Source organism: Streptomyces phaeoluteigriseus, from assembly GCF_001896135.2.
GTDB lineage: Bacteria > Actinomycetota > Actinomycetes > Streptomycetales > Streptomycetaceae > Streptomyces > Streptomyces phaeoluteigriseus.
Map to the genome: position 1 here is coordinate 52,257 of NZ_MPOH02000019.1, position 26,001 is coordinate 78,257.

Consider the following 26,001-nt stretch of genomic DNA (forward strand, 5'->3'; position numbering starts at 1 on the left):
GGCGAGCAGCCGGGACGTCGGCTCCAGGCCGATGCGCAGGCCGTGGTCGGTCAGCAGCCGGCCCGCGAAGGAGTGGTAGGTGGAGATCACCGGCTCGCCCGGCGGGTTGTCCGGGTCGATGACATCGGGGTCGGTGACGCCGGCCCTGATCAAAGCCTTGCGGACACGCTCGGCGAGTTCGCCCGCGGCCTTGTTGGTGAAGGTCAGGCCGAGGACCTGCTCGGGAGCGACCTGGCCGGTGCCCACCAGCCACAACACGCGCGCGGCCATCACCGTCGTCTTGCCCGACCCGGCTCCGGCCACGATCACCTGCGGGGCCGGCGGCGCGGTGATGCAGGCCGTCTGCTCCGGGGTGAACGGGATCCCGAGGAGCTCCTTGAGCTGCTCGGGATCGGTGATACGGGCGGGCATGGGGAGAGGCTAGCGGCGGGCACTGACAGTCGATGACAAATCGCCTGCCGTCGTGCAGGACACGCAGGTCAGCACATGTGGTGCGGTCCGTCACACCGGCCACCCACGCGGTGCGGCACACCGGACCGCCCACGCCGTGTGCCGGACCGGACCGATCAGGTCCACCGATCAGGTCCACCGATCAGGTCCACCGATCAAGGCCTACGACAGACCGGCAGGCACGCCGGCTGCCACACCGGCAGGACCGGCAGGCAGACCGGCAGGCGCACCAGCGTGCTTACTCGACCACCTGGCGCCCCTCGGGCCGGGCGCTGCACGAGGCGCGGAAGGCGCAGTGCGTGCAGTGCTGGCCGGCGCTGGGTGTGAACCGCTCGTCGAGGACCTTGCCGGCCGCGGTGGCGAGCAGGTCGCCGACCCACTCGCCCTCCAGCGGCTCCTGCGCCTGGACCTTGGGCAGGCTCTCGCCGCCGTCCCGCTTGGCGGCGCCCTGACGCAACTGCACGAGTTCGGCACCGCCCGGCTCGGGGCGTGCGCCGTCGAAGACCTCGTCGACGGCGCCCTCGCTGACGGCGAGCTGGTAGACGGCGAGCTGCGGGTGGCGTTCCACCTCGCGCGCGGTGGGCGCCGCTTTGCCGGTCTTGAAGTCGACGACGTAGGCGCGGCCGTCGCCGTCGGTCTCGACGCGGTCCATCTGGCCGCGGATGCGGACCTCGTACTCGCCCGCTTCGAGGGTGACGTCGAAGTCGTGCTCGCTGGCGACGGGCGTGCGGCCGGTGCGGTCCATGACGTGCCACTTCAGGAACCGTTCGAGCGCCACGCGCGCGTGCTCCTTCTCCTGCGCCGACTTCCAGGGCGCGTCGAAGGCGAGCGCGTTCCACACGGAGTCGAGGCGCTCCATGAGGACGGCGAGGTCGGCCGGGGTGTGTCCGGAGGCGACCTCGTCGGCGAGGACGTGCACCACGTTGCCGAAGCCCTGGGCGACCGTGGCGGGGGCGTCGGCCTTCACCTCGCGGCCCAGGAACCACTGGAGGGCGCAGGTGTTGGCGAGCTGGTCGAGGGCGCTGCCGGAGAGCACGACGGGCCGGTCGCGGTCGCGCAGCGGCACCTTGCTCTCGGTCGGCTCGAACATGCCCCACCAGCGGTACGGGTGCGCCGACGGCACGAGGGGCCGGCCGTCCTCGTCGGCCAGGGCGGCCAGACGGGCGAGGCGGCGCGCCGCGGCTTCCCTGAGCGGTTCCGAGACCCGTGGGTCGACCGTCGTGGCGCGTAGTTCGGCCACCAGCGCGGCGACCGACAGGGGACGGCGCGGGCGGCCCGTGACGTCCTTGGGCTCGACGCCCAGTTCGGTGAGGAAGCGGGAGGGCTGGTCGCCGTCGTCCGCGGGCGCCTTGACCGCCGTGACGACGAGCCGGTCACGCGCGCGCGTGGCGGCCACGTAGAACAGGCGGCGCTCCTCCGCGAGCAGGGCACCCGGTGTGAGCGGTTCGGCGAGCCCGTCGCGGCCGATGCGGTCGGCCTCCAGCAGGGAGCCGCGGCGGCGCAGGTCCGGCCACAGCCCCTCCTGTACGCCCGCGACGACGACCAGGCTCCACTCCAGCCCCTTGGCGCGGTGCGCGGTCATCAGGCGTACGGCGTCGCGGCGCGCGGCGCGCCGGGTGAGGGTGTCGGCGGCGATGTCCTCGGCCTCGATCTCGGCCAGGAAGTTGAGGGCGCCCCGCCCGCCGGTGCGCTCCTCCGCGCGCGCGGCGGTGGCGAACAGCGCGCACACCGCGTCCAGGTCACGGTCGGCGTTGCGGCCGGCCGCGCCGCCGCGGCGGGCGGACCGCTCCAGGCGTGCGGGCCAGGGCGTGCCCTCCCACAGGTCCCAGAGGGCCTCCTCGGCCGTACCGCCGCCCGCGAGACGCTCTCGGGCCTTCCTCAGCAGCGCGCCCAGGCGCTGTGCTCCGCGCGCGTACACCGGGTCGTGCACGGCCAGGCGCTCCGGCTCGGCGAGGGCACGCGCGAGCAGTTCGTCGGACGGTGGCGGCAGGGGGTTGCCCCCGGCCCGCTCCTCGTCGCGGAGGGCCCGCCCGAGGCGGCGCAGATCGGCGGCGTCCATGCTCGCGAGGGGTGAGGCGAGCAGGGTGAGGGCGGTTTCGGTGTCGAGCCAGGACGCTTCGGCTGCCTCCGCCTCGACGGGCCCGCTTCCACTGTCACCTGGTACGTCTCCCTCGCCGAGCCGGTCGGCGCCCGCGTCGGGCCGTACCGCACCCGTGGCCGTCTCCGCGGTGGCCACCGCGCGCAGTGCCGTCAGCAGGGGCGCCACCGCCGGTTCGTGGCGCAGGGGGAGGTCGTCGCCGTCGATGTCGAGGGGGACGCCGGCGGCCGTGAGGGTGCGGCGGACCGTGGGGATCGTGCGGGATCCGGCCCGCACCAGGACGGCCATCTCGCCCCACGGCACGCCGTCCTCCAGGTGCGCCCGGCGCAGGATGTCGGCGATGTTGTCCAGCTCGGTGCCGGACGTCGGGTACGTGTAGACCTCGACCCGGCCGCCCTCACGCACGGGGGCGAGATCGCGGTGGGCGCGGACCTTCTCCGCGGGGAGGCGGGTCAGGGGCATGCGCTGGGTCACCAGCCGGGTGGCGGCCAGCACCCCGGCGCCGGAGCGGCGGGAGGTGCGCAGGACCTCCACAGGGGCCGGGCGCCCGTCGCGGCGGGGGAAGGTCTCCGGGAACTCCAGGATGCCGTTCACGTCCGCGCCCCGGAAGGCGTAGATCGACTGGTCCGGGTCGCCGAACGCGACCAGGGTGCGGCCGCCGCCCGCGAGGGCGCGCAGCAGCCGTACCTGGGCGGGGTCGGTGTCCTGGTACTCGTCGACGTAGACGGCGTCGTACTGCGTGGCGAGCCGCTGGGCGATCGCGGGGCGGTGGGCGAGCAGGACCGCGCGGTGGACGAGTTCCGCGTAGTCGATCACGCCGTGCAGGTCGAGGACGTCGAGGTACTCGGCGAGGAAGGACGCCGCGGCCCGCCAGTCGGGGCGGCCGATGCGGCCGGCGAAGGCGTCCAGGGCGTCGGGGCCGAGGCCCAGTTCACGGCTGCGGGCGAGCACCGCGCGGACCTCGTCGGCGAACCCGCGCGTGGTGAGGCAGGCGCGCAGGTCGTCCGGCCAGCGCACGTGCGCGAGGCCCTGCCGCTGGAGTTCGACCTGGCCGGCGAGCAGTTCGCGGACGGCCACGTCCTGTTCGGGGCCGGAGAGCAGCCGCAGCGGTTCGGCGAACAGGTCACTGTCCTGTTCGGCTCGGACCAAGGCGTAGCAGTACGAGTGGAAGGTGGTGGCGCGTGGCGCGTGGGCGGCACCCATGCGCAGGGCCATGCGGTCGCGCAGCTCGACGGCCGCCTTGCGGCTGAAGGTCAGCACGAGGATGCGCGCGGGGTCGCCGCCACGCGCCACGCGTGCCGCGACCGACTCGACGAGCGTGGTGGTCTTCCCGGTGCCAGGACCCGCGAGGACGAGCAGCGGGCCGGTGGTGTGGTCAACCACGGAGCGCTGTGCGGCGTCCAGACGAGGGGGATCCACCCGGGCCGGGCGGGCACGCACCAGCCGGTACGCGCCACGGCTCCCCTGCCGCCCCTGGGGGTGCGGCAGGCGCCTGGTGGAGGAAGAGGAGCTCACGTGGTTCGCCGGTCCTGGTGGGTGTGCAGATCGTCACGTCCGGCGCGGGGCGCCGTCGGGAGAGGGGCGTGGTGGGACGGGTGCCGCCCGGGGCGGGCGGTGGTCCCGGGATGAGGGCGACGCGTCCAGCCGACGGTACGCCGACGGGCAGGTCGGAAGGACGGCTTCCACTTCTTCCCTCACGGCCCGTGCGGCCCGTAGGCCACGCAGGTCCCTCGCCCCTCGAACGTACGCCATGTCACGGACGTGCCCCGCTTCCCCCGTACGGGCCACAGGCTCCCCCTGGGCGGGGTGGATGGCGGAAGCTGTCAGATGTGACCCTCCGCACGCTCACCGCCGTCCCACCTCGCCCGTCTCATGTCCAGGCGCGGCAGGTGCCCCGCAGCGGCCCGGCTCGCCTCCTTGAGCGGCGTGCCCTCGGCTCGGTAGTGGTCGAGGGCCCGCAGTTCGTGGCCCGGCAGCAGCACCCCGTCGGCGCGCACGACACGCCACCAGGGGACGGCTCCGCCGTAGAGGGCCATCACCCGGCCGACCTGCCGCGGCCCGCCCTCCTCGAGCCATTCCGCCACGTCGCCGTAGGTCATGACCCGCGCGGGCGGGATCAGTTCCGCGACCTCGAGCACGCGCTCGGCGTACACGGGCAGCGCGTCGTCGATGGGGTCCGACGGTGTGTCGCCGGTGTACTCCGGGCGGGCGGCGTCCGGAAGGCTCTGCTCGCTCATCCGCCCCATCCTGCACCACCGCACCGACAATGCGACGGGCCCGCGACCCGGCGTGACCCTCGCCCCACTGCGACGCTTCGGGCAGACTGTGCGCCCCGCGTTTGCACCCTGACGCCCCTGTGTGTCGGTGGGGCATGCCACCATCGTGCGGGCGGTGACCGGTGATACGAGATCAAGAAGAGACGATGAAGCAGCAGGGTGTGCATCCCGAGGACGCGGAGGGCACCTCTGACGCTGCGTCGCGCCCGGATGCCGCCGGCCCGGCGGAGCAGGACGAGGACCTGGTCGAGGTGACGCACATCGACGAGGTCGAGGGCGACGAACCACTGCTCCCCGCGCGCGTGCACCGCCCCTCCGACCTCATGCGGCTGCTGATCGGCGTGCTCGCCGTCGTCGTCCTGCTGGGAATCGCCGCCTTTGCGCACGGAACGACCTCGGGCCTGGAACAGGACATCAACAAGGGCACCGGACAGGCGCCCGATCTCCTCATCAAGATCGCGGGACTGGCCTCCAGCATCGCGATCCTGCTGGTGCCGGTGGCGTTCGCCATCGAGCGGCTCATCAAGCGGGACGGGCTGCGGATCGCCGACGGCGTGCTCGCGGCGGTCCTCGCGCACGGAGTGACGCTCGCCACCGACCTGTGGGTCGCCAAGGCCGCCCCGAACTCCATCCAGGAGGCTCTCACCCAGCCCTCCCCCGGTGACATCCAGGCCCTCACCGACCCCGTGCACGGCTATCTGGCGCCCGTCATCGCCTATATGACCGCCGTCGGCATGTCACGGCGACCACGGTGGCGCGCGGTGCTGTGGATCGTGCTGATGCTCGACGCGTTCTCGATGCTCGTCACCGGCTACACGACACCGTTCTCGATCATCCTGACGGTTCTGATCGGCTGGACCATCGCCTACGGCACGCTGTACGCGGTCGGCTCGCCCAACGTCCGGCCCACGGGACGGACGCTGATGGCCGGCCTGCGCCACGTCGGCTTCCGCCCGGTGAGCGCCGCGCGCGAGGAGGTCTCGGAGACCCCGGAGACCGGTGACCGCGGCCGGCGCTACTTCGTCACCCTGGAGGACGGCCCACCGCTGGACGTCACGGTGGTCGACCGCGAGCAGCAGGCGCAGGGCTTCTTCTACCGCGCGTGGCGCAATCTGACCCTGCGCGGCTTCGCCACCCGCAGCAGCCTCCAGTCGCTGCGCCAGGCCCTGGAGCAGGAGGCGCTGCTGGCCTACGCGGCGATCGCGGCCGGAGCCAACGCACCGAAGCTGATCGCGACCTCCGAGCTGGGCCCCGACGCCGTCATGCTCGTCTACGAGCACACCGGCGGACGCACCCTGGACTCGCTGGCCGACGAGGAGATCACCGACGAGTTGCTGCACGACACCTGGCAGCAGGTGCGCGCCCTCCAGTCCCGCCGCATCGCGCATCGCAGGCTGGTCGGCGACGCGATTCTGGTGGATCGTTCCGGCACGGTGATCCTCACCGACATGCGGGTCGGCGAGATCGCGGCCGGTGATCTGCTGCTGCGCATGGACACCTCGCAACTGCTCGTGACGCTCGGCCTGCGGGTGGGCGCCGAACGCGCGGTCGCCTCCGCGGTGGAGGTGCTCGGGCCCGACGCCGTCGCCGACTGTCTGCCGATGCTCCAGCCCATCGCGCTGAGCCGCTCCACGCGCGCGACGCTGCGCAGACTGGCCCGGGAGCGGGCGCAGCGCGAGCGCGACGCCGTCCTGGAGGCGTCCCGGCAGGCCAAGCAGGCCCGTCATGCGGCGGCCGGGCACGAGAGCGGACCTCCCCTCGACAAGGCCGAGAAGAAGGCCGTGCGCGCGGAGACGCGGGCCGAGAAGCGGGCCATCGACGACGCGCTGGACGAGGCCCGCGAGGAGGACCTGCTCACGCAGATCCGGCACGAGGTGCTGCTCATCCGGCCCCAGGCGCCGGTGGAGCCGGCCCGCCTGGAGCGGGTGCGGCCGCGCACGCTGATCAGCTTTATCGCCGGCGCGATCGGCGCATACTTCCTGCTGACCCAGCTCACGCACATCGAGTTCGGTCCGCTCATCGCCAACGCCGAGTGGGGCTGGGTCGCCGCGGCCGTGCTGTTCTCGGCGGTGAGCTATGTGGCGGCGGCGATGAGTCTGTTGGGGTTCGTGCCGGAGCGGGTGCCGTTCCCGCGGACGGTGGCCGCGCAGGTCGCCGGGTCGTTCGTGAAGATCGTCGCGCCCGCCGCGGTCGGCGGGGTCGCCCTCAACACGCGGTTCCTCCAGCGCGCGGGGGTGCGGCCGGGGCTCGCGGTGGCGAGCGTCGGTGCCTCGCAGTTGTTCGGGCTGGGCTGCCACATCCTGATGCTGCTGTCGTTCGGCTATCTGACCGGCACGGAGAAGACACCGTCGCTGTCGCCGTCCCGGACCGTCATCGCGGGTCTGCTGACCGTGGCGGTGCTGGTGCTCGTGGTGACCTCGGTGCCGTTCCTGCGGAAGTTCGTCGTCACGCGCGTGAGGTCGCTGTTCGCGGGGGTCGTGCCGCGCATGCTGGACGTGCTCCAGCGGCCGCAGAAGCTGGTCACCGGCATCGGCGGCATGCTGCTGCTGACGGCCTGCTTCGTGATGTGCCTGGACGCGTCCATCCGCGCGTTCGGCGACGAGACGACGTCGATCAGCCTCGCCAGCGTCGCCGTCGTCTTCCTCGCCGGCAACGCGCTCGGTTCCGCCGCCCCGACACCGGGCGGTGTCGGCGCCGTGGAGGCGACGCTGACGGTCGGCCTGATCGCCGTCGGCCTCCCCAAGGAGGTCGCCGCCCCCGCGGTGCTGCTGTACCGGCTGCTGACGCTGTGGCTGCCGGTGCTGCCGGGCTGGCTGGCCTTCACCCACCTCACCCGCAAGGGCGCCCTCTAGGACCTCCCGTCCGGGTCATGTAGGACCTCCCGTCCGGGCATGCGGCTCGCGGGCCCTCGCCACCGCACCTCGCCGCGTTGTCGTGGGTCGCCTGCCTCTGCTCCGCCTTGCGGTGCCCGCCACCGCCCGCAAGGCGTGGGAGGCCCCCCGCGACCGGACCCTGCTCCCGGCCCCGGCCCCGGTCCGAACGGCAGTCCCCCCGAGACGCAAGGTGGGCCTTGGCTGGTACGGACCGTGGCGCGCGGGGGTGGGCGCGACCGGCAGGGCGCGCTGGGGCAGGCCAGGGGCTTCCGGCTGGCGCTCGACGACTTCACCGAGGACTGCGTGTCGAAGACGGGGACTGCCCCGTCGGGGACACTCCGCAGATACCGACCTCCGGGACGGCCTGTTCATGACATCCAAAACTCACTAAACATGCAGGTCAAAGGGTTATCCACAGGCTCTGACGGGTGTGCTGTGCTCCGCCTACTATGGCCTGACAGCCGTTCGCCACCGGTGCGGACGGTCCCGCGAGGGGGGAAACGCACATGGCGCGATTCGTACGGTGGACGGCCTCGGGAGCCGTCGCCGCACTGCTGATGACGGGCTGCGGTGGCTCGTCCGACGACGGCGACGACAACAAGGGACGTACGGCCGACGCGCGCCCGTCGGTCTCCTCCTCCGGCACCGCGGAGGGGACGGCGGCACCCCTGCCCGCCTCGCTGACCGGGCAGAAACCCGACTGGGGCCGCTGCAAGGCCACCGCGGACTCCGACGCGCCCAGCGGCGAGTGGCAGTGCGCGGAGCTGAAGGTGCCGCTGGACTGGTCGAAGCCGGAGGGGGACACGATCGACCTCGCGATGATCCGCGCCAAGTCCCGCGCCACCGGCAGCGAGCGGATCGGCTCGCTGCTGTTCAACTTCGGCGGCCCGGGCGGCTCCGGAGTGTCGACGATGCCCGCGTATGGCTCCACGGTGTCCTCCTTGCGCAAGCAGTACGACCTCGTGAGCTGGGATCCGCGCGGGGTGGGCGCCAGCGAAGGCGTCCGCTGCCGTAGCGACAAGGACATCCAGGCCGCCGAGTCGGTCGACTCCACCCCGGACACCAAGGCCGAGGAACAGGCCTACCTCCGCGACGCCGTCGACTTCGGCAAGGGCTGCCAGAAGGACGTCGGAGAGCTGATGGCGCATGTCTCCACCACCGACAGCGCGCGCGACATGGATCTGATGCGCCAGGTACTCGGCGACGACAGGCTGCACTACTTCGGCATCTCCTACGGCACCGAACTCGGCGGCGTGTACGCCCACCTGTTCCCGAGGAACGTGGGCCGGGTGGTCCTCGACGCGGTCGTCGACCCGAGTGCCGACACGGTGGGGCACGCGAAGAACCAGGCGAAGGGCTTCCAACTCGCGCTCGACAACTACCTGAAGTCGACCGGTCAGGACCCCGAGCAGGGCAGCCGGAAGATCGCCGACCTGCTGAAGCGGATCGACACCGCCCCGCTGCCGACGTCCTCCGGGCGGAAGCTGACCCAGACGCTCGCGGTCACCGGCATCGTCCTGCCGCTGTACAGCAAGGAGGGCTGGCCGACGCTGACCAGCGCCCTGGAGTCGGCCCAGGAGGGCGACGGCTCCGAGCTGCTCACGCTCGCCGACGCCTACAACGAGCGGGGCACCGAGGGGAACTACGGCACGACGACCCACTCGCAGCGGGTCATATCGTGCTTGGACGACAAACAGCGGCCGACGCCGGAGGAGACGAAGAGGCTGCTGCCCGAGTTCGAGGAGATCTCGCCGGTGTTCGGCACGTTCCTCGGCTGGGACACGGCCGGCTGGTGCCACGACTGGCCGGTGGCTGGGCAGTTCGACAGCCCGGAGGTGAGCGCTGCCGGAGCCGCGCCCATCCTGCTGGTCGGCAACACCGGCGACCCGGCGACGCCCTACGAAGGCGCGCAGCGGATGGCGGACGAACTGGGCGAGCGTGTGGGCGTGCTGCTCACCTGGAAGGGCGAGGGCCACGGGGCGTACGGCAGCGGGAGCGACTGCGTCGACTCGACGGTGGACGACTACCTGCTCGACGGCACGGTGCCGAAGGACGGCAAGGTCTGCTCATGACGACGGCGGGGGTCGCGCACACCCTCGGTGCGCGCGGCCCCCGCCGGTCAGGCAGGCAGGTCGGCTCAGTAGACCGGCTTGCTCGGCTCGATCTGGTTGACCCAGCCGATCACACCGCCACCGACGTGGACGGCGTCCGCGAAGCCCGCGGACTTCAGCACCGCGAGGACTTCCGCACTGCGGACACCCGTCTTGCAGTGCAAGACGATCTTCTTGTCCTGGGGCAGGCCTTCCAGAGCGGTGCCGAGCAGGAACTCGTTCTTCGGGATCAGCTTGGCGCCGGGGATGGAGACGATCTCGTACTCGTTCGGCTCGCGGACGTCGATGATCTCGATGTTCTCGCCGTCGTCGATCCACTCCTTGAGCTGCTTCGGAGTGATCGTCGCACCGGCGGCCGCCTGCTGGGCCTCCTCGGACACGACGCCGCAGAAGGCCTCGTAGTCGATGAGTTCGGTGACGGTCGGGTTCTCGCCGCAGACCGCGCAGTCGGGGTCCTTGCGGACCTTGACCTGGCGGTACTGCATCTCCAGGGCGTCGTAGATCATCAGGCGGCCGACGAGCGGCTCGCCGATGCCCGCGAGGAGCTTGATGGCCTCGTTGACCTGGATGGAACCGATGGACGCGCACAGCACGCCCAGCACGCCGCCCTCGGCGCAGGAGGGGACCATGCCGGGGGGCGGGGGCTCCGGGTAGAGGCAGCGGTAGCAGGGACCGTGCTCGGACCAGAAGACGGACGCCTGACCGTCGAAGCGGTAGATCGAGCCCCACACGTACGGCTTGTTCAGCAGCACGGCAGCGTCGTTGACCAGGTAGCGGGTCGCGAAGTTGTCCGTGCCGTCGACGATCAGGTCGTACTGGCTGAAGATGTCCATCACGTTGTCGGCCTCGAGCCGCTCCTCGTGAAGGACCACGTTCACGTACGGGTTGATGCCGAGGACGGAGTCGCGGGCGGACACGGCCTTGGAGCGGCCGATGTCGGCCTGGCTGTGGATGATCTGGCGCTGGAGGTTCGACTCGTCGACCTCGTCGAACTCCACGATGCCGAGCGTGCCCACGCCCGCCGCGGCCAGGTACATCAGCGCCGGCGAGCCCAGGCCGCCGGCGCCCACACACAGCACCTTGGCGTTCTTCAGCCGCTTCTGCCCGTCCATCCCGACGTCGGGGATGATCAGGTGGCGGGAGTACCTGCGGACCTCGTCTACGGTGAGCTCGGCAGCCGGCTCGACCAGGGGTGGCAGCGACACGGGGACTCCGTTGGTCGGTCAATCACTACAGTTGTTCTCCGCGTAACACTGCCATGGCCTCCTTCATTCCGAGACACCTGTTCCGACACGCGAGACGATTTCGTCCCAGTAGCCGGGCATGGTCTCCCACGGGTCGAACGCGCCGTCCTGATCGTGACGGTCGGTGAACCAGATCGTCGCCGCTCCCTGCCAGCGGGCGATCCGCAGCGCCTCGTCGAGATGCCCGCGGGGCACGCCGTGCACGAAGTGGCAGAACCGCTCGGGCGGGTGGTCAGCGGTCCATTCGGGCGCCTGCGACCAGCGGTAGTCGCTCCAGGGCCCGGAGAAGGTGACGAGCTGGTCGGCGTTCTCCGCGTATCCGGGGTGCGGATGGGTGCCGTGCCCGAGGACGATGTGGGGCGTGTCACGGAGCGTGCGGAGGATACCGACCGTGCGGCGGATCTCCGGGAGCGCGTCGCGATCGGTCGGGCAGCGGTCCAGGAGGAAGCCGTCGACCTGGTACCAGTCGAGGTAGCGGCCGGCGTCGGAGATCACCTCGGCGAAGGGCCGGGCGCCGTGGACGGCGTCGAGGTGTCCGAGGACGCGGACGTTCGCGTTGCGCAGTCGGCCCGCGGCCTCCAGGCAGTGCGGGTCGGGGCGGACACCGGGGCCGCCGTCGGCGACGTTGAGGACGACCCAGTGCACGGGCCTGCCGGGGCGGGCGAGTTCGCCCCACTCGACCGGCGCGACGAGGGGGTGCGCGAAGCCGGGGACGCCGAACCCGGCGCGGACGTCGGTGCTCGCGGTGCCCAGCCGGGTTCCGGTCAGATACGGCATGCCGCCTCCATCCAGATGTCGGCGAGCGACTCCTCGAGGTTGATCCGGGGGCGCCAGCCCAGCCGGTCACGGGCGGTACGGACGTCGGCCTGCTGCCAGCTGCCGCACCCGTCGGGGTACGGGTACGCGACCGGGGCCACGTGGTCGGAGTCGGGGCGCGGGTGGCCGATGGTCGGCCTGAGGTGGCCGCCGGGAGGGCCGTCCAGTTCGTGGAGGGTGCCGCCGTATCCGGCCACACGCGCGAGGACGACGGCGGCGTCCCGGAGCCGGACGGCGCGGCCCGAGCCGATGTTGATGACGCCCTGTGCGGCGGACAGCGAGGCGGCGTGCACGGCGCGGGCGACGTCACGGACGTCGATGAAGTCGCGCTGGGCGCCGAGTCCGCCGAGTTTCAGCTCACCGTCACCCGACTGCATGGCGCGGCGCATCGCCTCGGCCAGCCGGCCCAGCGGGGAGCCGGCGGGGGTGCCGGGCCGGCCGGGGAGAACACCCGCAGCACGACCGCGTCCAGGCCGGAGCCGAGGACCAGTTCGGTGGCGGCGAGCTTGCTGACGCCGTACGGACCGCCGGGGCGTGGGACGGCATCCTCGGCGGTGGAGGAACCGGGCTGGCTGGGGCCGTACTCGGCGCCACAGCCGACATGGACGAGACGGGCGCCGCAGCCGCTGCGGCGCAGCGCCTCGCAGACGGTGGCGACGGCGACGGTGTTGTGCCGGGTGAGTTCCCGGGCTCCGCCGCGGGTGGCGCCCGCGCAGTTGACGACGACCTGGGGATGGACCGCGTCGAGGAAGCGGGTGAGGGCGCCCGGGCTGCCGCTCGCGAGGTCGAAGCGGACGTCGGCGTCGTCGCCGCGGCCGAGCGCGGTGAGCTGGACGGCCGGGTCGGCGAGCAGACGGTCGGCGACGAAGCGGCCGATGTAGCCGTTGGCTCCGGTCAGCAAAACCCTCATCGCGCGGCCCCCGGGGTGCTCGCCGCGGCTGCTCCTGTGACCGCGCGGGCTCCTGCGACCGCGGGTGCCCCGGTGACTCCGGTCGCTCCGGATCGGGAGGTGGTCATCTGGTCTCTCCTTAGGGGGATTTCATGGGTGGAGGAGCGCGTGCGTCGTGCGGTCCGTGCGACGGTGGGGGTGGCGCGGCGCGCGGTGTTCGGGTGCGGGCGGACGGCGTCGGGTCAGCACGGCTGGTCCGTTCGCGCGTGGGCCGAGGCCCTGGTGAGGGTGCGGGTCGCGTGGATCAGCAGGGTGAGGGCCGCCGCCCCGCAGGCTAGGGCGGGGACTCCGGCGGGACCCCAGGCGGCCAGGAGGGTGTCCACGGGTGCGGCCAGGAAGCCGCAGCGGGGCAGGCGGCCCGCGAGAAGCGTGGCCAGGGCGATCGCCTCGGCCGCACCCGCCGCCCTGAGGACGACGGCCGGGGCGTGGGTGAAGCCGTGGACGGTGAGCAGGCGGGAGAGGAGGAGGAGCGCGCCCAGGGTGAGCGTCCCCGCGTAGGCGGCGGGTTCACCGAGGACAGCCGCGCAGGCGCCGGTGAGGAGCACGAGGGCGCACAGGAACAGGGCGAGGATGCCGAGCAGCAGTGGCCGTACGGAGGCGACGAACTCGTCCAGGCCTCGGCTGGTGCCGAGCCTGCGCCGGGCGCTCACGGCGAGAAGGTGCGCGCACCAGGCGGCGGGTGCGCAGGCCAGCGCGAGGGTGACGAGCGGGGCGGTGGCGAGTGGCCAGGGGCCGTCGGCCGTTCCGGTGGGCAGGCCGTCGGGGCCACCGTCGGCCGCGGCGCGCAGCAGGCCGTCGCCGAGGGCGGCGTAGGTGAGGAGCCAGCAGGTCCAGCCGCCGGTACGGTGTCGGCCGGGGTGTGGGCCGCCGCGTGGGCTCGACGAGGGCCGGCCTCGGCGTCGGCTCAGCGGGCCCCGGCGGAGCGCGGCCCGCAGCGCCAGAGCCACGGCCAGGACGCCTGCGGTGACCGCGAGGAGGCGGGCCTGACCGTGGGTGAGACGCAGGCCGACGACGGTCGCGGTGGTCAGGGCGCCCGGCAGGAGGGTGAGCAGCGCCCAGTCCAGGCGGGCCCGCGGCGCCGGAGCGGACTCCGGGCGCGGGGGTGTGTCGCCGTCGCGGGGGACGCGGGCGTACATCTCCTCCGCGAGGGAGAAGACGTCCCGGTGCCGGAACCGCGCGGCCGTGCGGTCGGTCACGCCGTGGGCCTCCAGGCCCGCCGCGATCTCCAGCGGATCGACCGCCCGCTCGCACAGTTCACGGTGCCGGTGCATCAGCGCCTTCACCGGGTCCACTGCGCCGCCTCGCCGGGGCGCGACGGGGCCGGAACCCGGGCGGGGGCGTGCGTCGGAGGCCGGCAGGGGGCTCTCGGCGGGGGTGTCCACCGCCGGTCCACCGGAGTCGTGCCGCGCGTCGGTGCTGGGAGCGGTGTCCTCGCTCACCAGCCACTCGCCCGACCGTTCGTCCCGGGCACCGGGGGCTCGCCGGGGTCGCGGGGGCGGTCGAGTTCGCCCAGGCCGCTCATCGGGCCCCCTCGGTCGCGACGGCGGGAGCGGGGGGCGGCGGCGGTGGTGCGGGGGCGCCGACGAGGCAGGCGCCGCGACGGAACCGCGCGCAGCCGCCGTACCCCGCACCGGCGGTCCCGCCGTCCAGGCGGACGGGTACCGGGGGACGGCCCGTCCGCCGAGGCCGGTCCACCGGCCCGGCAGCCAGGCCTCGGCCGGGACCGCGAAGGGCCGGGGTTCGCCGGCCGCGTCGAAAACGCCCCGGCGGACCGGACTCCGGGAGACGACCTCCAGGTAAATGCCGTGAAATGCCGCGGTGTTCTGCTCGACGGTGAACAGCTCGAGGGCGCGTGCGCGGGCGGCGGCACCCAGGCGTGCACGGCGCGCGGGGTCGCGCAGCAGAGCCACGCACGCCTCCGCGAGCGCCCGCGGGTTGCGCGGCGGGACGACGAGTCCGGTACCGCCGATGACCTCGACCACCGCGCCGACGTCCGTGGAGACGGTCGCGCGCCCGCTGAACATCGCCTCGACCAGGCCGGCCGGGAACCCCTCGACGACGCTGGACAGGACGACGACGGCACCGGCCGCGTACGCCTCGGCGAGTCCGGGCACCTCCGGGCCGCCGATCTCCTCGAAGGAGACCGGGTTGTCGCCGACGGAGTGCGGTCCGGCCGCCTCGTCGGGGAAGAGTTGCGCGGCCAGCATCCGGCAGTGGCCGAGGTAGGCCTCGCCCTCCGCCCCGGCGGACGCGCCGAAGATCCGCAGCCGGGTCCCGGGCTCCTCCTTGCGGATCTCCGCGAAGGCGTGCAGCAGGGACACCAGGTCCTTCGCCGGTTCCACCCTGCCGACCCAGACCAGTGCGCGCGGGTCGGCGGCGTCCGGGGAGTCCCCGACCTCGGCGAAGCGGGAGGCGTCCATGCCCGGGTGGACCGTCCGCAGCTTGGCCCGGTCGGCACCGCAGCGTTCCTGCCAGCGGCGGGCGTGCGCGTTGCCGGACGTGACACATGCCGCCTGCCGGTACACCTCGGCGGCGAGCCGCCCGTGGAAGGCCGCGAGCAGCGACCGTACGGCCGGGGCACCCTCCGGTACCGGCACCTGCACGGGGCCCTGCGACGGGCCATGCGCCGGACCCGACGCCGCGCCCGACGGCGAAGCCGCTCCGGCAGAGACAGCCGCGCCCCCCGCCCGAGCCCGAGCCCGCCAGCCCCAGCCCCAGCCCCAGCCAGATAGTGCGCCCGCAAGCGGACCCCGTACTCCGTCACCAGCAGCGGCACCCCGAAGAAGTGACGGGCGAGCAGGCCCGGAAGCGCCGCCGCACCCCCCGACGCGGCATGGCAGAGGTCGACCGAGCCGAGCCCGTCGTCCCCGTCGTCCTCGTACCAGTCGAGCGAGAGGGGGCGCAGGGCGTGTTCGAGGTGGCCGGTGACGGCGAGGAGATCGGGTACGCGCGCCTCTCGCGCCGCACCGACCGCGCCGGGCGCACGACAGGCGCGCTCCAGAGCGCGCACGGCGCCCTCCGAACGGAGCGCGCCCACCAGGCCGCCCTCGTCGCGAGCGAGTTCCGCGAGCCCGTACAACGCGTTGCCGAAACGGTCCGCCTGGGGGCTGGCACGGTCGGTCCCCACGTCGGCGGGCGCGCCCTCGCACAGCACGGACACCAACGCGCCGTAGTGCTCGGTGAAACGCCGGCGCGCACGCCGTCCGTGCACCACCCCGTCGCCCTCGGCGGTCCACAGCGGTGCGGTACGCACGCGGGTGACGTGCGGCGGCAGCGCGACCTGGCCGGCGGCCTCCTGGCGCTCGCTGCGGCTGAGCGCGTAGACCTCGAACTCATGCTGCCCGAGCCCGCGCACGAGCCGGTCGCACCAGAGTCCCGCGTCACCGCTCACATACGGATAGCCACCCTCCGTAATCAGTCCGATGCGCACGTGTGCACCCCCGATCTCCCGTTTGGGGAGCCGCCGTTGACCCGACGGCTCGCAGCGGGACGAACGTATGCGGACAAGGCGGTGGTGCGACGGACGGTTGTCCGTCGCACCACCAAAAGGGGTGAACGGTCGTAACTTTCCCGTACGGCGGGCGTTCCGTCGCGCTAAGAGATCGGACGAGCGCGAACCGTGACACCGCGGGGGGCGTGCAGGCGCCCTCCGGGCGCCCCGCAGAGGCTCCTGGCCGTTCGTCAGCTGTTCGGGTACGGCCAGGGGTTGGGCAGACAGCGGATCCCGTCGTACTCCAGGAACTTCGTCTGCTGCTGCATGACCGGGGCGAGGTCGCCGTCCTTGTCACAGGTGACATGGCCGTAGCCGAGCCGGTGGCCCACCTCGTGGTTGATCAGCATCTGCCGGTAGGCGTACATCTGATCGCCGTAGGTCTGGGATCCCTGCGCCCACCGGTAGGCGTTGATCATCACGCGTTCGGTGGCGGCCGAGTCGCACGAGACGTTGTCCTCGGTGGTGTCCAGGCCGGACTTCGCGCACCATTCGGCGGTGGTGCCGGGGCTGGCGAGCGTGATGACGAAGTCGGGTTCGCCCGAGTGGATGCGCTCGAAGGTCCGCGCGCCGTTGTGGGCCCAGCTGCGGTCGTCGTTCAGCGTCTTCTGCACGGCCTGCGCGAACACTGCGCCGTCGAGGCCGATCCCCTGCTCGACGTCCACGCGGTAGGTGTACTTCTGGCCCTTGCCGGGCGCCTTGTCGATACCGGGTACGGCGTCGAACTTCCCCGACCCCGCGAACGTGGCCCCGAGCGGGTAGCGCACGGTCATCTTCTGGTCGTACGTCAGCTGGACCACGCTGGGGGACGCCGACGGGCTCGGCCGCTCGGCGTCGCGCGCGGTGGCGTCGCGGGCGTCCCGGGCCGCCTTGTCGGCCGTGGACTGCGACTGGAGGGAGTCGTCGTCGCGCGCGTCGGTGACCTGGCCGGCGACGACGATGGCGAGCACCGTGGTGACGGCGGCGGCCGCGATACCGGTGAAGGCCCGGCCCTTGCCGCCCCTGGCCGCCGGCTCACCGGTGGGCGGCTCGCCGTCGGCTCCGCCGGCCCCGCCGCCCGCGGGAGTCGGCCGGGGGCTCCTGTCCCAGTCGGTGACGGAGACGTAGGCGTCGGTGGGGCGCGGGGCGACGTAGGGGTCGGTGGCGAGCGCGGTGACCGCGGCGGCGGCCACGGGGACGCGGCGCGCGAAGACGTCGTCGTCCCCGGTGAAGGCGTCGAGGTAGTCCTGGCGCGGTCCCGCCGCGGAATCCGTCCGCCGCTGCCGGGACCCGGCCGCGGACTCGGGTCGCTGTCGCGGGATCAGCGGACCGGAACCGCTGGCCGTACGGCCCTTCAGCGCGCCCCAGGCTCCCCCGGCCTCACGCTGCTCGGGGTGCCCGCCGCGGACCTGCGGGGTGCCGTGCGGCGGGGTTCCCTCGGGGGTGCGGCGCCCGCCCGGCACGGGCAGGCCGCGAGCGGGGGGGCCGTCGGCAAGCCGGGGCACGCCGCGAGCCGGGGTCCCGTCGGCAAGCCGGGGCACGCCGCGAGCGGGGGTGTCGTCGGGAAGTCTCGGCATGCCGCGAGCCGGGGTCCCGTCGGGAAGCCGGGGCAGGCCGCGTGCCGGGGTGCCGTCGGGATACCCGGGCTTCGCCGAGGGTCCGGCGGCGGGCCGGTCCTCGCCCTGGGGAGGGCCGCCCCGCGCCACGCCCGGCACGGCTTCCGGGGAGGCACCGCCGGTGCCCTTCTGTGGTGCGTTCTTGGGCGCGGACCCGCGTCGACTGTGACGTCCCACGACCCCCTCAGCTCCCCGAACCCGCGGATCCACCGGCCCGCTCGGAGAACGCCCCGGAGCTCGACCCCGTTCCCGAGCCTGACTCCGGCCCCGCATCCGGCCTCGACCCGAGGTCGGCATCCGGCCGCACCCCGGTACCCGTGCCGAGCGTCGGACCGAGGTCCGTATCCGGCCGCGCGCCCGTATCGGGTCCGGCCTCCGACTCCGTGCGAGATCCTCGCTCGCCCCGCCCGATCGTCTCCTCCAGCAGCTCCCGGAAGGCGGTGGCGACCGTCTCCGGGTACTCCATCATCGCCACGTGCCCCGCGTTCGGCAGGGTGAGCATGCGGGAGTCGCGGAAGGTGCGGGCCGCCCGCTGGGCCATGCGGAAGCCGACGAGCTGGTCGCGGCCGCCGTAGACGAGGAGGGTCGGGGCGAGGACGCGTTCGGCCTGACGCCACAGGCCGTGCTGACCGCCCAGCGTGTAGGCGTTGACCAGCCCGCGCGCTGAGCGCGTCATGGCGTCCCAGAAGTACGGCAGCCGCAGCCGCCTCTCGAGCTCCTCCACGGCGTACCCGAACGCCTCCGGGGTGACCCGCCCGGGGTCGCCGTAGCAGAGGGCCATCACACCGCGGACGCGCTGCTCGGCCGTCCACTCCCGGGTGAACCGGGTGAACAGCGCGGCCACCCCGGGCATGCCGAGCAGCCCTGTGGGCACCGCCGTGCGCTGGATACGCAGCTCCGGCAGGGCCGGCGAGACGAGGGTGAGCGTCCGGACGAGGTCGGGGCGGACCGCCGCGACCCGCGTGCACACCGCGCCGCCGAGCGAGTTGCCGAAGAGGTGGACGGGTCCACGGCCGGACGCGTCGAGGTGACGGATCACGGCACGCGCGTGTGCCGTGATGGAGTAGTTGCCGTCGTCCGGCGGCGGCGAGTCGCCGAATCCGGGCAGGTCGACGGCCTCGCTCTCGACGACGCCGTCGAGCTGCGCCATCAGCGCGGACCAGTTCTGCGAGGAACCCCCGAGGCCGTGGACGCACAACGCGGGCTGCAGTCCCGCGCGCGTGGGCGGCCTGGAGCGGACCGTCAGGGTGACGCCGGGCAGGCGGACCGACCGCAGTCTCTCGCCCTCGGCGACCCGGACCGACGCGGCCTTCGGCAGCACGCTGGTGGGCGGCACGGACGGCAGCTCTGTCGAAGACATGCCGCAATGTTACGAGACGATCACGCGGGGACCCGTGTGTTCGGCGTCACAAGAGGCCGACCGCGCGTCGCGCAGATGGCTGCTCGATTCCTGGGCACATCGCATAGCGTCCGAAAAGGGTGTCTCCTAGGCTCGTACAGAGGGCACCCGCGTGTGGCCCCTGCATTTCCAGGGACGTTCGTAGGAAGGGAGCCCGTCATGGCCATCGACCCCACCGATCCGGAGACGTTCACGGACGAGGAGGACTCCGCGGAGATCGGCGTGGAGGCGCCGGAGAACGACGCCGCCGAGCAGAAGGCCGACATCGCACCGGAGAGTGACGACTCGCTGGAGGGGGTCGACCCCAGCCGGGCCAACGAGGCCGACCTCGCCGAACAGGCGCGTGTCGTCACGCTCGACGAGGACGACTACCGCTGAGGAGACCGAGGACCACCGCCGCGAAACGATAGGGAAACGCCGGCGATCACCGTCGCGTCGAGCTGGAGCGGAGCACGATTCTGCCCACAACGCCCCGGTTCGAAACCATATCCACGGCTTTTACCATCGTCCGGTCCGTGAAATTCTGCGTTCGCACCGCGCACACCACGGTTACCGAAAAGTACGATGGCGGCGCGGCGGCACACCGCAAGAGGGACGACATTGGGAGGCGGCGTGACAGCCATCGAGCAGACCGAGGCGGCGCGCCCGCGAGGCACGCGCCTGCCGCGCCGTGCCCGACGGAACCAACTGCTGGGCGCCGCCCAGGAAGTCTTCGTCGCGCAGGGCTACCACGCGGCCGCGATGGACGACATCGCCGAACGCGCCGGCGTCAGCAAGCCGGTGCTCTACCAGCACTTCCCGGGCAAACTCGACCTCTACCTGGCACTGCTGGACCAGCACTGCGAGTCGCTCATCCAGGCCGTGCGCAGCGCGCTCGCGTCGACGACCGACAACAAGCAGCGCGTCCGCGCGACGATGGACGCGTACTTCGCGTACGTCGAGGACGACGGCGGCGCCTTCCGTCTGGTCTTCGAGTCGGACCTGACGAACGAGCCCGCCGTGCGCGAGCGCGTCGACAAGGTCACCAACGAGTGCGCCGAAGCCATCCGCGACGTCATCGCCGAGGACACCGGTCTCTCGCGTGCGGAGTCGATGCTGCTGGCCTCCGGGCTCGGCGGCCTCGCGCAGGTGGTGGCCCGTTCCTGGCTGCACAGCGACCGCAGCGTCCCGCGCGACGAGGCGGTGCAGTTGCTGGCCTCGCTGGCCTGGCGGGGCATCGCCGGATTCCCGTTGCACGGGACCGAGCAGCACTGAGCGCACCGGCCCGGCCGTTTGTTCCCGCCCGCTGTTCGCTCCTGGCGTGGACGGCCGCGCCGTGTACGTCCCCTCACCGGGCTAATGTGTGCAGCGTACGGCGCGGACGCCCGCGCACCTCGTGACCGTCGGAGGGACTTAGCCGTGGAGGTCAAGATCGGCGTGCAGCACGCGCCCCGCGAGATCGTTCTGGAGAGCGGTCAGACCCCGGAGGAGGTCGAGCGCGTGGTGGCCGACGCACTGGCCGGTAAGTCGCAGCTGCTCAGCCTCACGGACCAGCACGGCCGCAAGGTCCTGGTTCCGGCCGACCGCCTGGCCTACGTGGAGCTGGGCGAGCCGGCCCCGCGCAAGGTGGGCTTCGGCGCGCTGTAGGCGACGCTCGACGGAAGGGGCCCGGCGGCCGTTCGGCCGCCGGGCCCCTTCCGCGTCCTGCCCGGTCCTCCACGCTCCCACCGCGTCCTCCACGGATGGAGCACAAGCAAGCCACAGGGGAGGATTGCATTCCGCAGGTCACGGGTAGGACGGGCATACGACCCTGGTGCACAGCCCGACCGCCTGGAGGGACCACGGATGATGTTGGAAGCGCTCGGCTCCGCTGTGCTCGGCCTCGTGCTCGCGTGGGCGGCGATCCACCGCCTGTCCCACCGGCTCCCGGCCCGCACCCTGGTGTTCGCGACGGGCGTCGCCGGAGCCCTGTTCGGCGACTTCGTCACCCACACCGCCCTGGGCCCCGGCTCCTCGATCGGGAGTCTCCTCGGCGCGGTGATCGTCTCCACCGCTTCCCTCTCCCTGCTCCTGCGCCCGGCGACAAGACTCCGCCGACGGTCAGCGACGGCATAGCGAGGACGGCCCCCACGGCTCCGCAGCGGGGACGGCTCGCGGGGGCTCGGGATCCTGCGGCGCCCAGCGACAACCGGCCCGCAGCCGCGAGCCCTCGAGCCCCCCGCAGCACCGCAGCCCCCCGCCCCCCGAACGCCCCCCGCAAGGGCTACGCGGCCAAGCCCAGCGCAGCCATCCGCTTCGTGTGCGCCTCGGTGATCCGCGAGAACATCCGACCCACCTCCGCGAGATCGAACCCGTCCGCGACCCCGCCCACGAGCATCGTCGACAGCGCGTCGCGATCGGCCACCACCCGCTGCGACTGCGACAGGGCCTCGCCCATCAGCCGGCGCGCCCACAGCGCGAGCCGCCCGCCCACGCGCGGGTCCGCGTCGATCGCCGCGCGCACCCGGTCCACCGCGAAACCGGCGTGACCGGTGTCGTCGAGCACGGCCAGCACCAGGGCACGGGTGTCGGTGTCCAGACGGGCCGCGACCTCGCGGTAGAAGTCGCTGGCGATCGAGTCGCCCACGTAGGCCTTGACGAGGCCCTCCAGCCAGTCCGAGGGGGCGGTCTGCTTGTGGAAGCCGTCGAGCGCGGCGACGAACGGCTGCATCGCGCGCGTCGGCTCCTCGCCGATCTCCGTGAGCCGGTCGCGCAACCGCTCGAAGTGGTGGAACTCGGCCGACGCCATCTTCGCCAGCTCGGCCTTGTCCTCCAGCGTGGGCGCCAGCTTGGCGTCCTCGGCGAGCCGCTCGAACGCCGCGAGCTCGCCGTACGCCAGAGCGCCGAGCAGGTCCACGACCGCGGCCCGGTACTGGGGATCGGCGGATGCCTTCGCCCAGTCCTGGGCGGCGATACCGGTGGCGGCGTTCTCAGGCTTGTCAGAGCTCGTCATGCAGCGCACAATAGCCCGCTCGTCGTGGGACGGAAGTCCCTGGTCAATCAGTGTGACAACGACGACGCGAAGGACCGTGTCCGACGGTGTGACAACCACAACGTGACCGAATCGGCCATCGCATGTGCGCGAATCCGGGGTATGGTGGTAATGCGCCTGCCGAATATTCGACGGGCTGCACGTATGAGGATGCCCGGTCGGAGGCCCGATCGGCTCCGACCCGACAGCCCTCCCTGGCCGTACGGCACATCGCGTACGACGACCGGAGGGAACCCCTCAGCGGTACGAACGCTAGAGCGTCGGCAGAGGTCCCGCGTCTTGCCGGTTTCGCCCCAAGGGCGGCCGACGTCCCTGACACGGTCCGCCACGACCCCCGCGCTCGCCTCGCACCGCGCACACAGAAGAGGCAGCACCCTGACTACCACGTTCCGAGAGCTCGGGATTCTTGCCGAGACCGCTGAAGCCCTCGAAGCCGTCGGCATCATCACCCCCTTCCCCATCCAGGAAATGACGCTTCCGGTGGCCCTGACGGGCACGGACGTCATCGGGCAGGCCAAGACCGGCACCGGCAAGACGCTCGGCTTCGGCCTTCCGCTCCTCGAGCGCGTCACCGTCCCCGCCGACGTCGAGGCCGGCCGCGCCAAGCCGGAGGACCTGACCGACGCCCCGCAGGCGCTCGTCGTCGTCCCCACCCGCGAGCTGTGCACGCAGGTCACCAACGACCTGCTGACCGCGGGCAAGGTGCGCAATGTGCGCGTTCTCGCCATCTACGGCGGCCGGGCCTACGAGCCCCAGGTGGAGGCCCTGAAGAAGGGCGTCGACGTCGTCGTCGGCACCCCGGGCCGACTGCTGGACCTCGCGGGCCAGAAGAAGCTCGACCTCAAGCACATCCGCTCGCTCGTCCTCGACGAGGCCGACGAGATGCTCGACCTGGGCTTCCTGCCCGACGTCGAGAAGATCATCAACATGCTTCCGGTGAAGCGGCAGACCATGCTGTTCTCGGCGACCATGCCGGGTGCGGTCATCGGCCTCGCGCGCCGCTACATGTCGCAGCCGACGCACATCAACGCCACGTCGCCGGACGACGCGGGCGCGACCGTCGCGAACACCAAGCAGCACGTGTACCGCGCGCACAACATGGACAAGCCCGAGATGGTCGCGCGCGTCCTGCAGGCCGAGGGCCGCGGCCTGGTCATGGTGTTCTGCCGTACCAAGCGCACGGCGGCCGACCTGGCCGACCAGCTCCAGCAGCGCGGCTTCGCCTCCGGCGCGGTCCACGGCGACCTCGGCCAGGGCGCCCGCGAGCAGGCGCTGCGCGCCTTCCGCAACGGCAAGGTCGACGTCCTCGTCTGCACCGACGTGGCCGCCCGCGGTATCGATGTCGAGGGCGTGACCCACGTCATCAACTACCAGTCCCCCGAGGACGAGAAGACGTACCTGCACCGCATCGGCCGCACCGGCCGCGCGGGTGCGAAGGGCATCGCCGTCACGCTCGTCGACTGGGACGACATCCCGCGCTGGCAGCTCATCAACAAGGCGCTGGACCTGGGGTTCCCCGACCCGCCGGAGACGTACTCCACGTCCCCGCACTTCTTCGAGGAACTCGCCATCCCCGCGGGCACCAAGGGTGTTCTGCCGCGTTCGGAGCGCACGCGCGCCGGACTCGCCGCGGAGGAGGTGGAGGACCTCGGCGAGCCGGGCGGCCGCGGTGGACGCGGCCGGGGCGACCGCAACGACCGGGGTGACCGCCGTGGTGGCGCCCGGGACGAGACCCGCTCCGCCGAGCGCGAGCGCCCCGCCCGTACGCCGCGCCGTCGCCGCCGCACGCGCAACGGCGAGGTTCTCGACGCCTCGGCCCCCGCCGCGACCGTCGCACCCGAGCAGGCACCCGCCGCGGAGGACGCGACCTCGTCCCGTACGCCGCGACGCCGGCGCCGTGGGCGTGGCACAGGGGCGCAGGACGTCGCCACGGCGGCGTCCGCGACCTCGGTCAGCGCTCCCGAGGCCGCTGAAGCGGTCGTGGAGACCGTGGAGAGCCCGGCTCCCGACGCTGGGGAGACCGCCAAGCCGCGCCGCCGCCGCACCCGCAGGACCGCGGACGCGCCGGTGAGCGTGCCGGAGACGGCAGCCGAGGCCGCGGTGCAGATCCCGGCCCAGGCGCCCGTGGAGACTTCCCCGGCGCCCGTGGAGGCCCCCAGGGCCGAAGCCGCCGTCGACACGGCGGCGGAGGCGACCGAGACCAGGCCGCGTCGCCGCACCCGCAGGGCGACGGCCCCGGCCGAGGCCGCAGCCGAGGCCGCGGTCGACACCGCCGAGAGCGCCGCGGTGGCCACCGAGCCCGCGCCGCGTCGTACGCGCAAGAAGGCGGCCCCGGCCGCCGAGGTCGCCGTCGACACGGCCGAAGCCGTGGAGGCCAAGCCGCGCCGCACCCGCAAGGCCGCTCAGCCGGAGGTGACGGCCACCGTCGCCGACATCCCGGCCCAGGCCGCGCAGGAGCCGGAGACCAAGCCCCGCCGCACCCGCAAGGCCGCCGCCACGGTCACCGAAGCCGGTGCTGCCGACGAGGCCAAGCCGAAGACCCGGCGTCCGCGCAAGGCGACGGCCGCCGCGGAGTCCGCGGAGAGCTGATCGCCCGCCAGGGCACAGGCACAGTCCGACGCCCGGACCTCCCCCGCTGGAGGGTGCCGGCCGTCGGCGTTCCCGGCACCGGCCCCGTTCCCTCGACGGCCCCTCCGCGCGGGCCCGTCGGCCTGGCCCGGTAGCCTCGGCGTGTGACGATCCCGCCCGCCTTCACTCCGCCCCCAGGCGCTCGCGCGTACCCCTTGCGGACCGCGCGCGGTGAGTTCGCCGTCGTCGACTCGCCCGTGGCCGACGGTGTGGTGCCGCGGGGCGTGGCGATGCTGCTGCCCGGGTTCACCGGCAGCAAGGAGGACTTCCACCTGCTGCACGAGCCGCTCGCGGCGCGCGGGTACCGCACGGTCGCCGTGGACGGGCGCGGGCAGAACCAGAGCGACGGTCCCGCGTTCGACGAAGCGCCGTACGCGCGTGAGGAGTTGGCGCGGGACGTGCTCGCGCAGGCGGAGGCGCTCGGCACCCCCGTGCACCTGGCGGGGCACTCGCTGGGCGGTCAGATCGCCCGGGCCGCCGTCCTGATCGACCACTCCCCCTTCCTCTCGTTCACGCTCGTCGCGTCGGGCCCGGCGCAGATCTCCGAGTCGCAGCGGCAGCGCGTGCAGTTGCTGCACGACGCGCTCGCGCTGATGACGATGCCCGAGGTGTGGGAGGCCATCCTGGCGATGGGCCCGCCGGAGGAAGTCGGCGGTCCGGCGCGCGGGTTCGGCGAACCGGCGCTGCTGCGGCAGCGCTGGGTGAATCACAAGCCCGCCCAACTCCTGGCCACCGGACGCCAGTTGCTGACCGAGCCGAACCGTGTCGCGGAACTCGCCGCCGTGCCGTTGCCGTTCCACGTCCTGTCGGGGGCGCGCGACGACACCTGGCCGGTGGCCCTCCTGGACGACATGGCGATGGACCTGGGCGCCCACCGGACGGTCGTGGCGGGCGCCGAGCACTCCCCCAACCTGGACCAGCCCCTGCCGACGGCCCACGCGCTCGCCGACTTCTGGGACAAGATCCGCCCGGACGGGGACTGACCAGAGCCGCATACGGCCCGCCGGACACGACCTTGCCGGACACGGCCCTGCCGGACGCAGACCGGAGCCGCACACGGCC

At 73.1% G+C, this 26,001-nt stretch carries 15 protein-coding genes and 3 pseudogenes; 8 read left to right on the forward strand and 10 right to left on the reverse strand.

The window, feature by feature from the left end; all coding sequences use genetic code 11:
* Window positions 1-24: 24 nt before the first annotated feature.
* From BM536_RS45030 to BM536_RS29835, 3 genes and pseudogenes are all read right to left on the reverse strand, one after another.
* Window positions 25-411: pseudogene (locus BM536_RS45030) on the reverse strand (UvrD-helicase domain-containing protein); the annotation flags it as partial.
* A gap of 277 nt (window positions 412-688) precedes the next feature.
* Entirely contained in the window at window positions 689-4,063 is a 3,375-nt protein-coding gene (locus BM536_RS29830) for an ATP-dependent helicase (protein ID WP_094103730.1), read from the reverse strand.
* A 308-nt stretch (window positions 4,064-4,371) separates the two neighbouring features.
* The gene (locus tag BM536_RS29835) at window positions 4,372-4,785 is read right to left on the reverse strand and encodes an MGMT family protein (RefSeq protein WP_281258603.1); all 414 of its coding nucleotides are present in this window, start codon (window positions 4,783-4,785) and stop codon (window positions 4,372-4,374) included.
* 185 nt (window positions 4,786-4,970) lie between these two features.
* Here BM536_RS29835 and BM536_RS29840 point away from each other — a divergent pair, with 185 nt between their 5' ends.
* Together BM536_RS29840 and BM536_RS29845 are read left to right on the forward strand one after the other, a co-directional pair.
* Window positions 4,971-7,676 (forward strand): lysylphosphatidylglycerol synthase transmembrane domain-containing protein, encoded by a 2,706-nt coding sequence (locus tag BM536_RS29840; RefSeq protein ID WP_073497298.1) that lies wholly within the window; start codon window positions 4,971-4,973, stop codon window positions 7,674-7,676.
* A gap of 527 nt (window positions 7,677-8,203) precedes the next feature.
* Window positions 8,204-9,769, forward strand: a complete 1,566-nt coding sequence (locus BM536_RS29845) for an alpha/beta hydrolase (protein WP_073497296.1) — start codon at window positions 8,204-8,206, stop codon at window positions 9,767-9,769.
* Window positions 9,770-9,834: 65 nt separating this feature from the next.
* On the opposite strand, the gene moeZ is transcribed toward BM536_RS29845, so the two are convergent.
* The 6 genes and pseudogenes from moeZ to BM536_RS29885 all read right to left on the reverse strand — a co-directional run bounded on the left by moeZ (window position 9,835) and on the right by BM536_RS29885 (window position 19,262).
* Window positions 9,835-11,013: an adenylyltransferase/sulfurtransferase MoeZ gene (gene moeZ / locus BM536_RS29850; protein ID WP_073497294.1), complete on the reverse strand. Its 1,179-nt coding sequence runs from the start codon at window positions 11,011-11,013 to the stop codon at window positions 9,835-9,837.
* Window positions 11,014-11,076: 63 nt separating this feature from the next.
* Window positions 11,077-11,829: a spherulation-specific family 4 protein gene (locus BM536_RS29855; RefSeq protein ID WP_073497292.1), complete on the reverse strand. Its 753-nt coding sequence runs from the start codon at window positions 11,827-11,829 to the stop codon at window positions 11,077-11,079.
* Window positions 11,817-12,778: pseudogene (locus BM536_RS29860) on the reverse strand (NAD-dependent epimerase/dehydratase family protein). Before BM536_RS29860 ends, BM536_RS29855 begins: the two are co-directional and overlap by 13 nt.
* A 1,655-nt stretch (window positions 12,779-14,433) precedes the next feature.
* Window positions 14,434-16,208: pseudogene (locus tag BM536_RS43335) on the reverse strand (DUF3492 domain-containing protein); the annotation flags it as partial.
* A 290-nt stretch (window positions 16,209-16,498) separates the two neighbouring features.
* Window positions 16,499-18,079 (reverse strand): DUF3152 domain-containing protein, encoded by a 1,581-nt coding sequence (locus BM536_RS29880; protein ID WP_245873873.1) that lies wholly within the window; start codon window positions 18,077-18,079, stop codon window positions 16,499-16,501.
* Between the two features lie 7 nt (window positions 18,080-18,086).
* Window positions 18,087-19,262 carry an alpha/beta fold hydrolase gene (locus BM536_RS29885; protein WP_073493069.1) on the reverse strand — a complete coding sequence of 392 codons (1,176 nt, stop codon included), beginning with the start codon at window positions 19,260-19,262 and terminating at the stop codon, window positions 18,087-18,089.
* 198 nt (window positions 19,263-19,460) lie between these two features.
* Here BM536_RS29885 and BM536_RS29890 point away from each other — a divergent pair, with 198 nt between their 5' ends.
* The 4 genes from BM536_RS29890 to BM536_RS29905 all read left to right on the forward strand — a co-directional run bounded on the left by BM536_RS29890 (window position 19,461) and on the right by BM536_RS29905 (window position 21,395).
* Window positions 19,461-19,679 carry a hypothetical protein gene (locus BM536_RS29890; RefSeq protein ID WP_073493071.1) on the forward strand — a complete coding sequence of 73 codons (219 nt, stop codon included), beginning with the start codon at window positions 19,461-19,463 and terminating at the stop codon, window positions 19,677-19,679.
* A gap of 234 nt (window positions 19,680-19,913) precedes the next feature.
* Window positions 19,914-20,555: a TetR/AcrR family transcriptional regulator gene (locus tag BM536_RS29895; RefSeq protein ID WP_073493073.1), complete on the forward strand. Its 642-nt coding sequence runs from the start codon at window positions 19,914-19,916 to the stop codon at window positions 20,553-20,555.
* 144 nt (window positions 20,556-20,699) lie between these two features.
* The gene (locus BM536_RS29900; protein ID WP_073493074.1) at window positions 20,700-20,927 is read left to right on the forward strand and encodes a DUF3107 domain-containing protein; all 228 of its coding nucleotides are present in this window, start codon (window positions 20,700-20,702) and stop codon (window positions 20,925-20,927) included.
* A 198-nt stretch (window positions 20,928-21,125) separates the two neighbouring features.
* Window positions 21,126-21,395 (forward strand): hypothetical protein, encoded by a 270-nt coding sequence (locus BM536_RS29905; RefSeq protein WP_073493076.1) that lies wholly within the window; start codon window positions 21,126-21,128, stop codon window positions 21,393-21,395.
* 148 nt (window positions 21,396-21,543) lie between these two features.
* Here the strand turns inward: BM536_RS29905 and BM536_RS29910 are convergent, their stop codons facing one another.
* On the reverse strand, window positions 21,544-22,272 hold the full coding sequence (locus BM536_RS29910) for a ferritin-like fold-containing protein (RefSeq protein ID WP_211362974.1): 729 nt from the start codon (window positions 22,270-22,272) through the stop codon (window positions 21,544-21,546).
* 507 nt (window positions 22,273-22,779) lie between these two features.
* Between BM536_RS29910 and BM536_RS29915 the strand changes: the two genes are divergently transcribed.
* Entirely contained in the window at window positions 22,780-24,900 is a 2,121-nt protein-coding gene (locus BM536_RS29915) for a DEAD/DEAH box helicase (protein ID WP_245873874.1), read from the forward strand.
* A gap of 143 nt (window positions 24,901-25,043) precedes the next feature.
* Window positions 25,044-25,922, forward strand: coding sequence for an alpha/beta fold hydrolase (locus BM536_RS29920; RefSeq protein WP_094103734.1), 879 nt, complete (start codon window positions 25,044-25,046; stop codon window positions 25,920-25,922).
* The last annotated feature ends 79 nt before the right edge of the window (window positions 25,923-26,001 follow it).

Bases quoted from the DNA above. Each gene is read 5' to 3' on its own strand.
- BM536_RS29835 (WP_281258603.1), bottom strand. From the start codon at position 4,785: ATGAGCGAGCAGAGCCTTCCGGACGCCGCCCGCCCGGAGTACACCGGC.
- BM536_RS29840 (WP_073497298.1), top strand. From the start codon at position 4,971: ATGAAGCAGCAGGGTGTGCATCCCGAGGACGCGGAGGGCACCTCTGAC.
- BM536_RS29845 (WP_073497296.1), top strand. From the start codon at position 8,204: ATGGCGCGATTCGTACGGTGGACGGCCTCGGGAGCCGTCGCCGCACTG.
- BM536_RS29855 (WP_073497292.1), bottom strand. From the start codon at position 11,829: ATGCCGTATCTGACCGGAACCCGGCTGGGCACCGCGAGCACCGACGTC.
- BM536_RS29885 (WP_073493069.1), bottom strand. From the start codon at position 19,262: ATGTCTTCGACAGAGCTGCCGTCCGTGCCGCCCACCAGCGTGCTGCCG.
- BM536_RS29890 (WP_073493071.1), top strand. From the start codon at position 19,461: ATGGCCATCGACCCCACCGATCCGGAGACGTTCACGGACGAGGAGGAC.
- BM536_RS29905 (WP_073493076.1), top strand. From the start codon at position 21,126: ATGATGTTGGAAGCGCTCGGCTCCGCTGTGCTCGGCCTCGTGCTCGCG.
- BM536_RS29910 (WP_211362974.1), bottom strand. From the start codon at position 22,272: ATGACGAGCTCTGACAAGCCTGAGAACGCCGCCACCGGTATCGCCGCC.
- BM536_RS29915 (WP_245873874.1), top strand. From the start codon at position 22,780: ATGACGCTTCCGGTGGCCCTGACGGGCACGGACGTCATCGGGCAGGCC.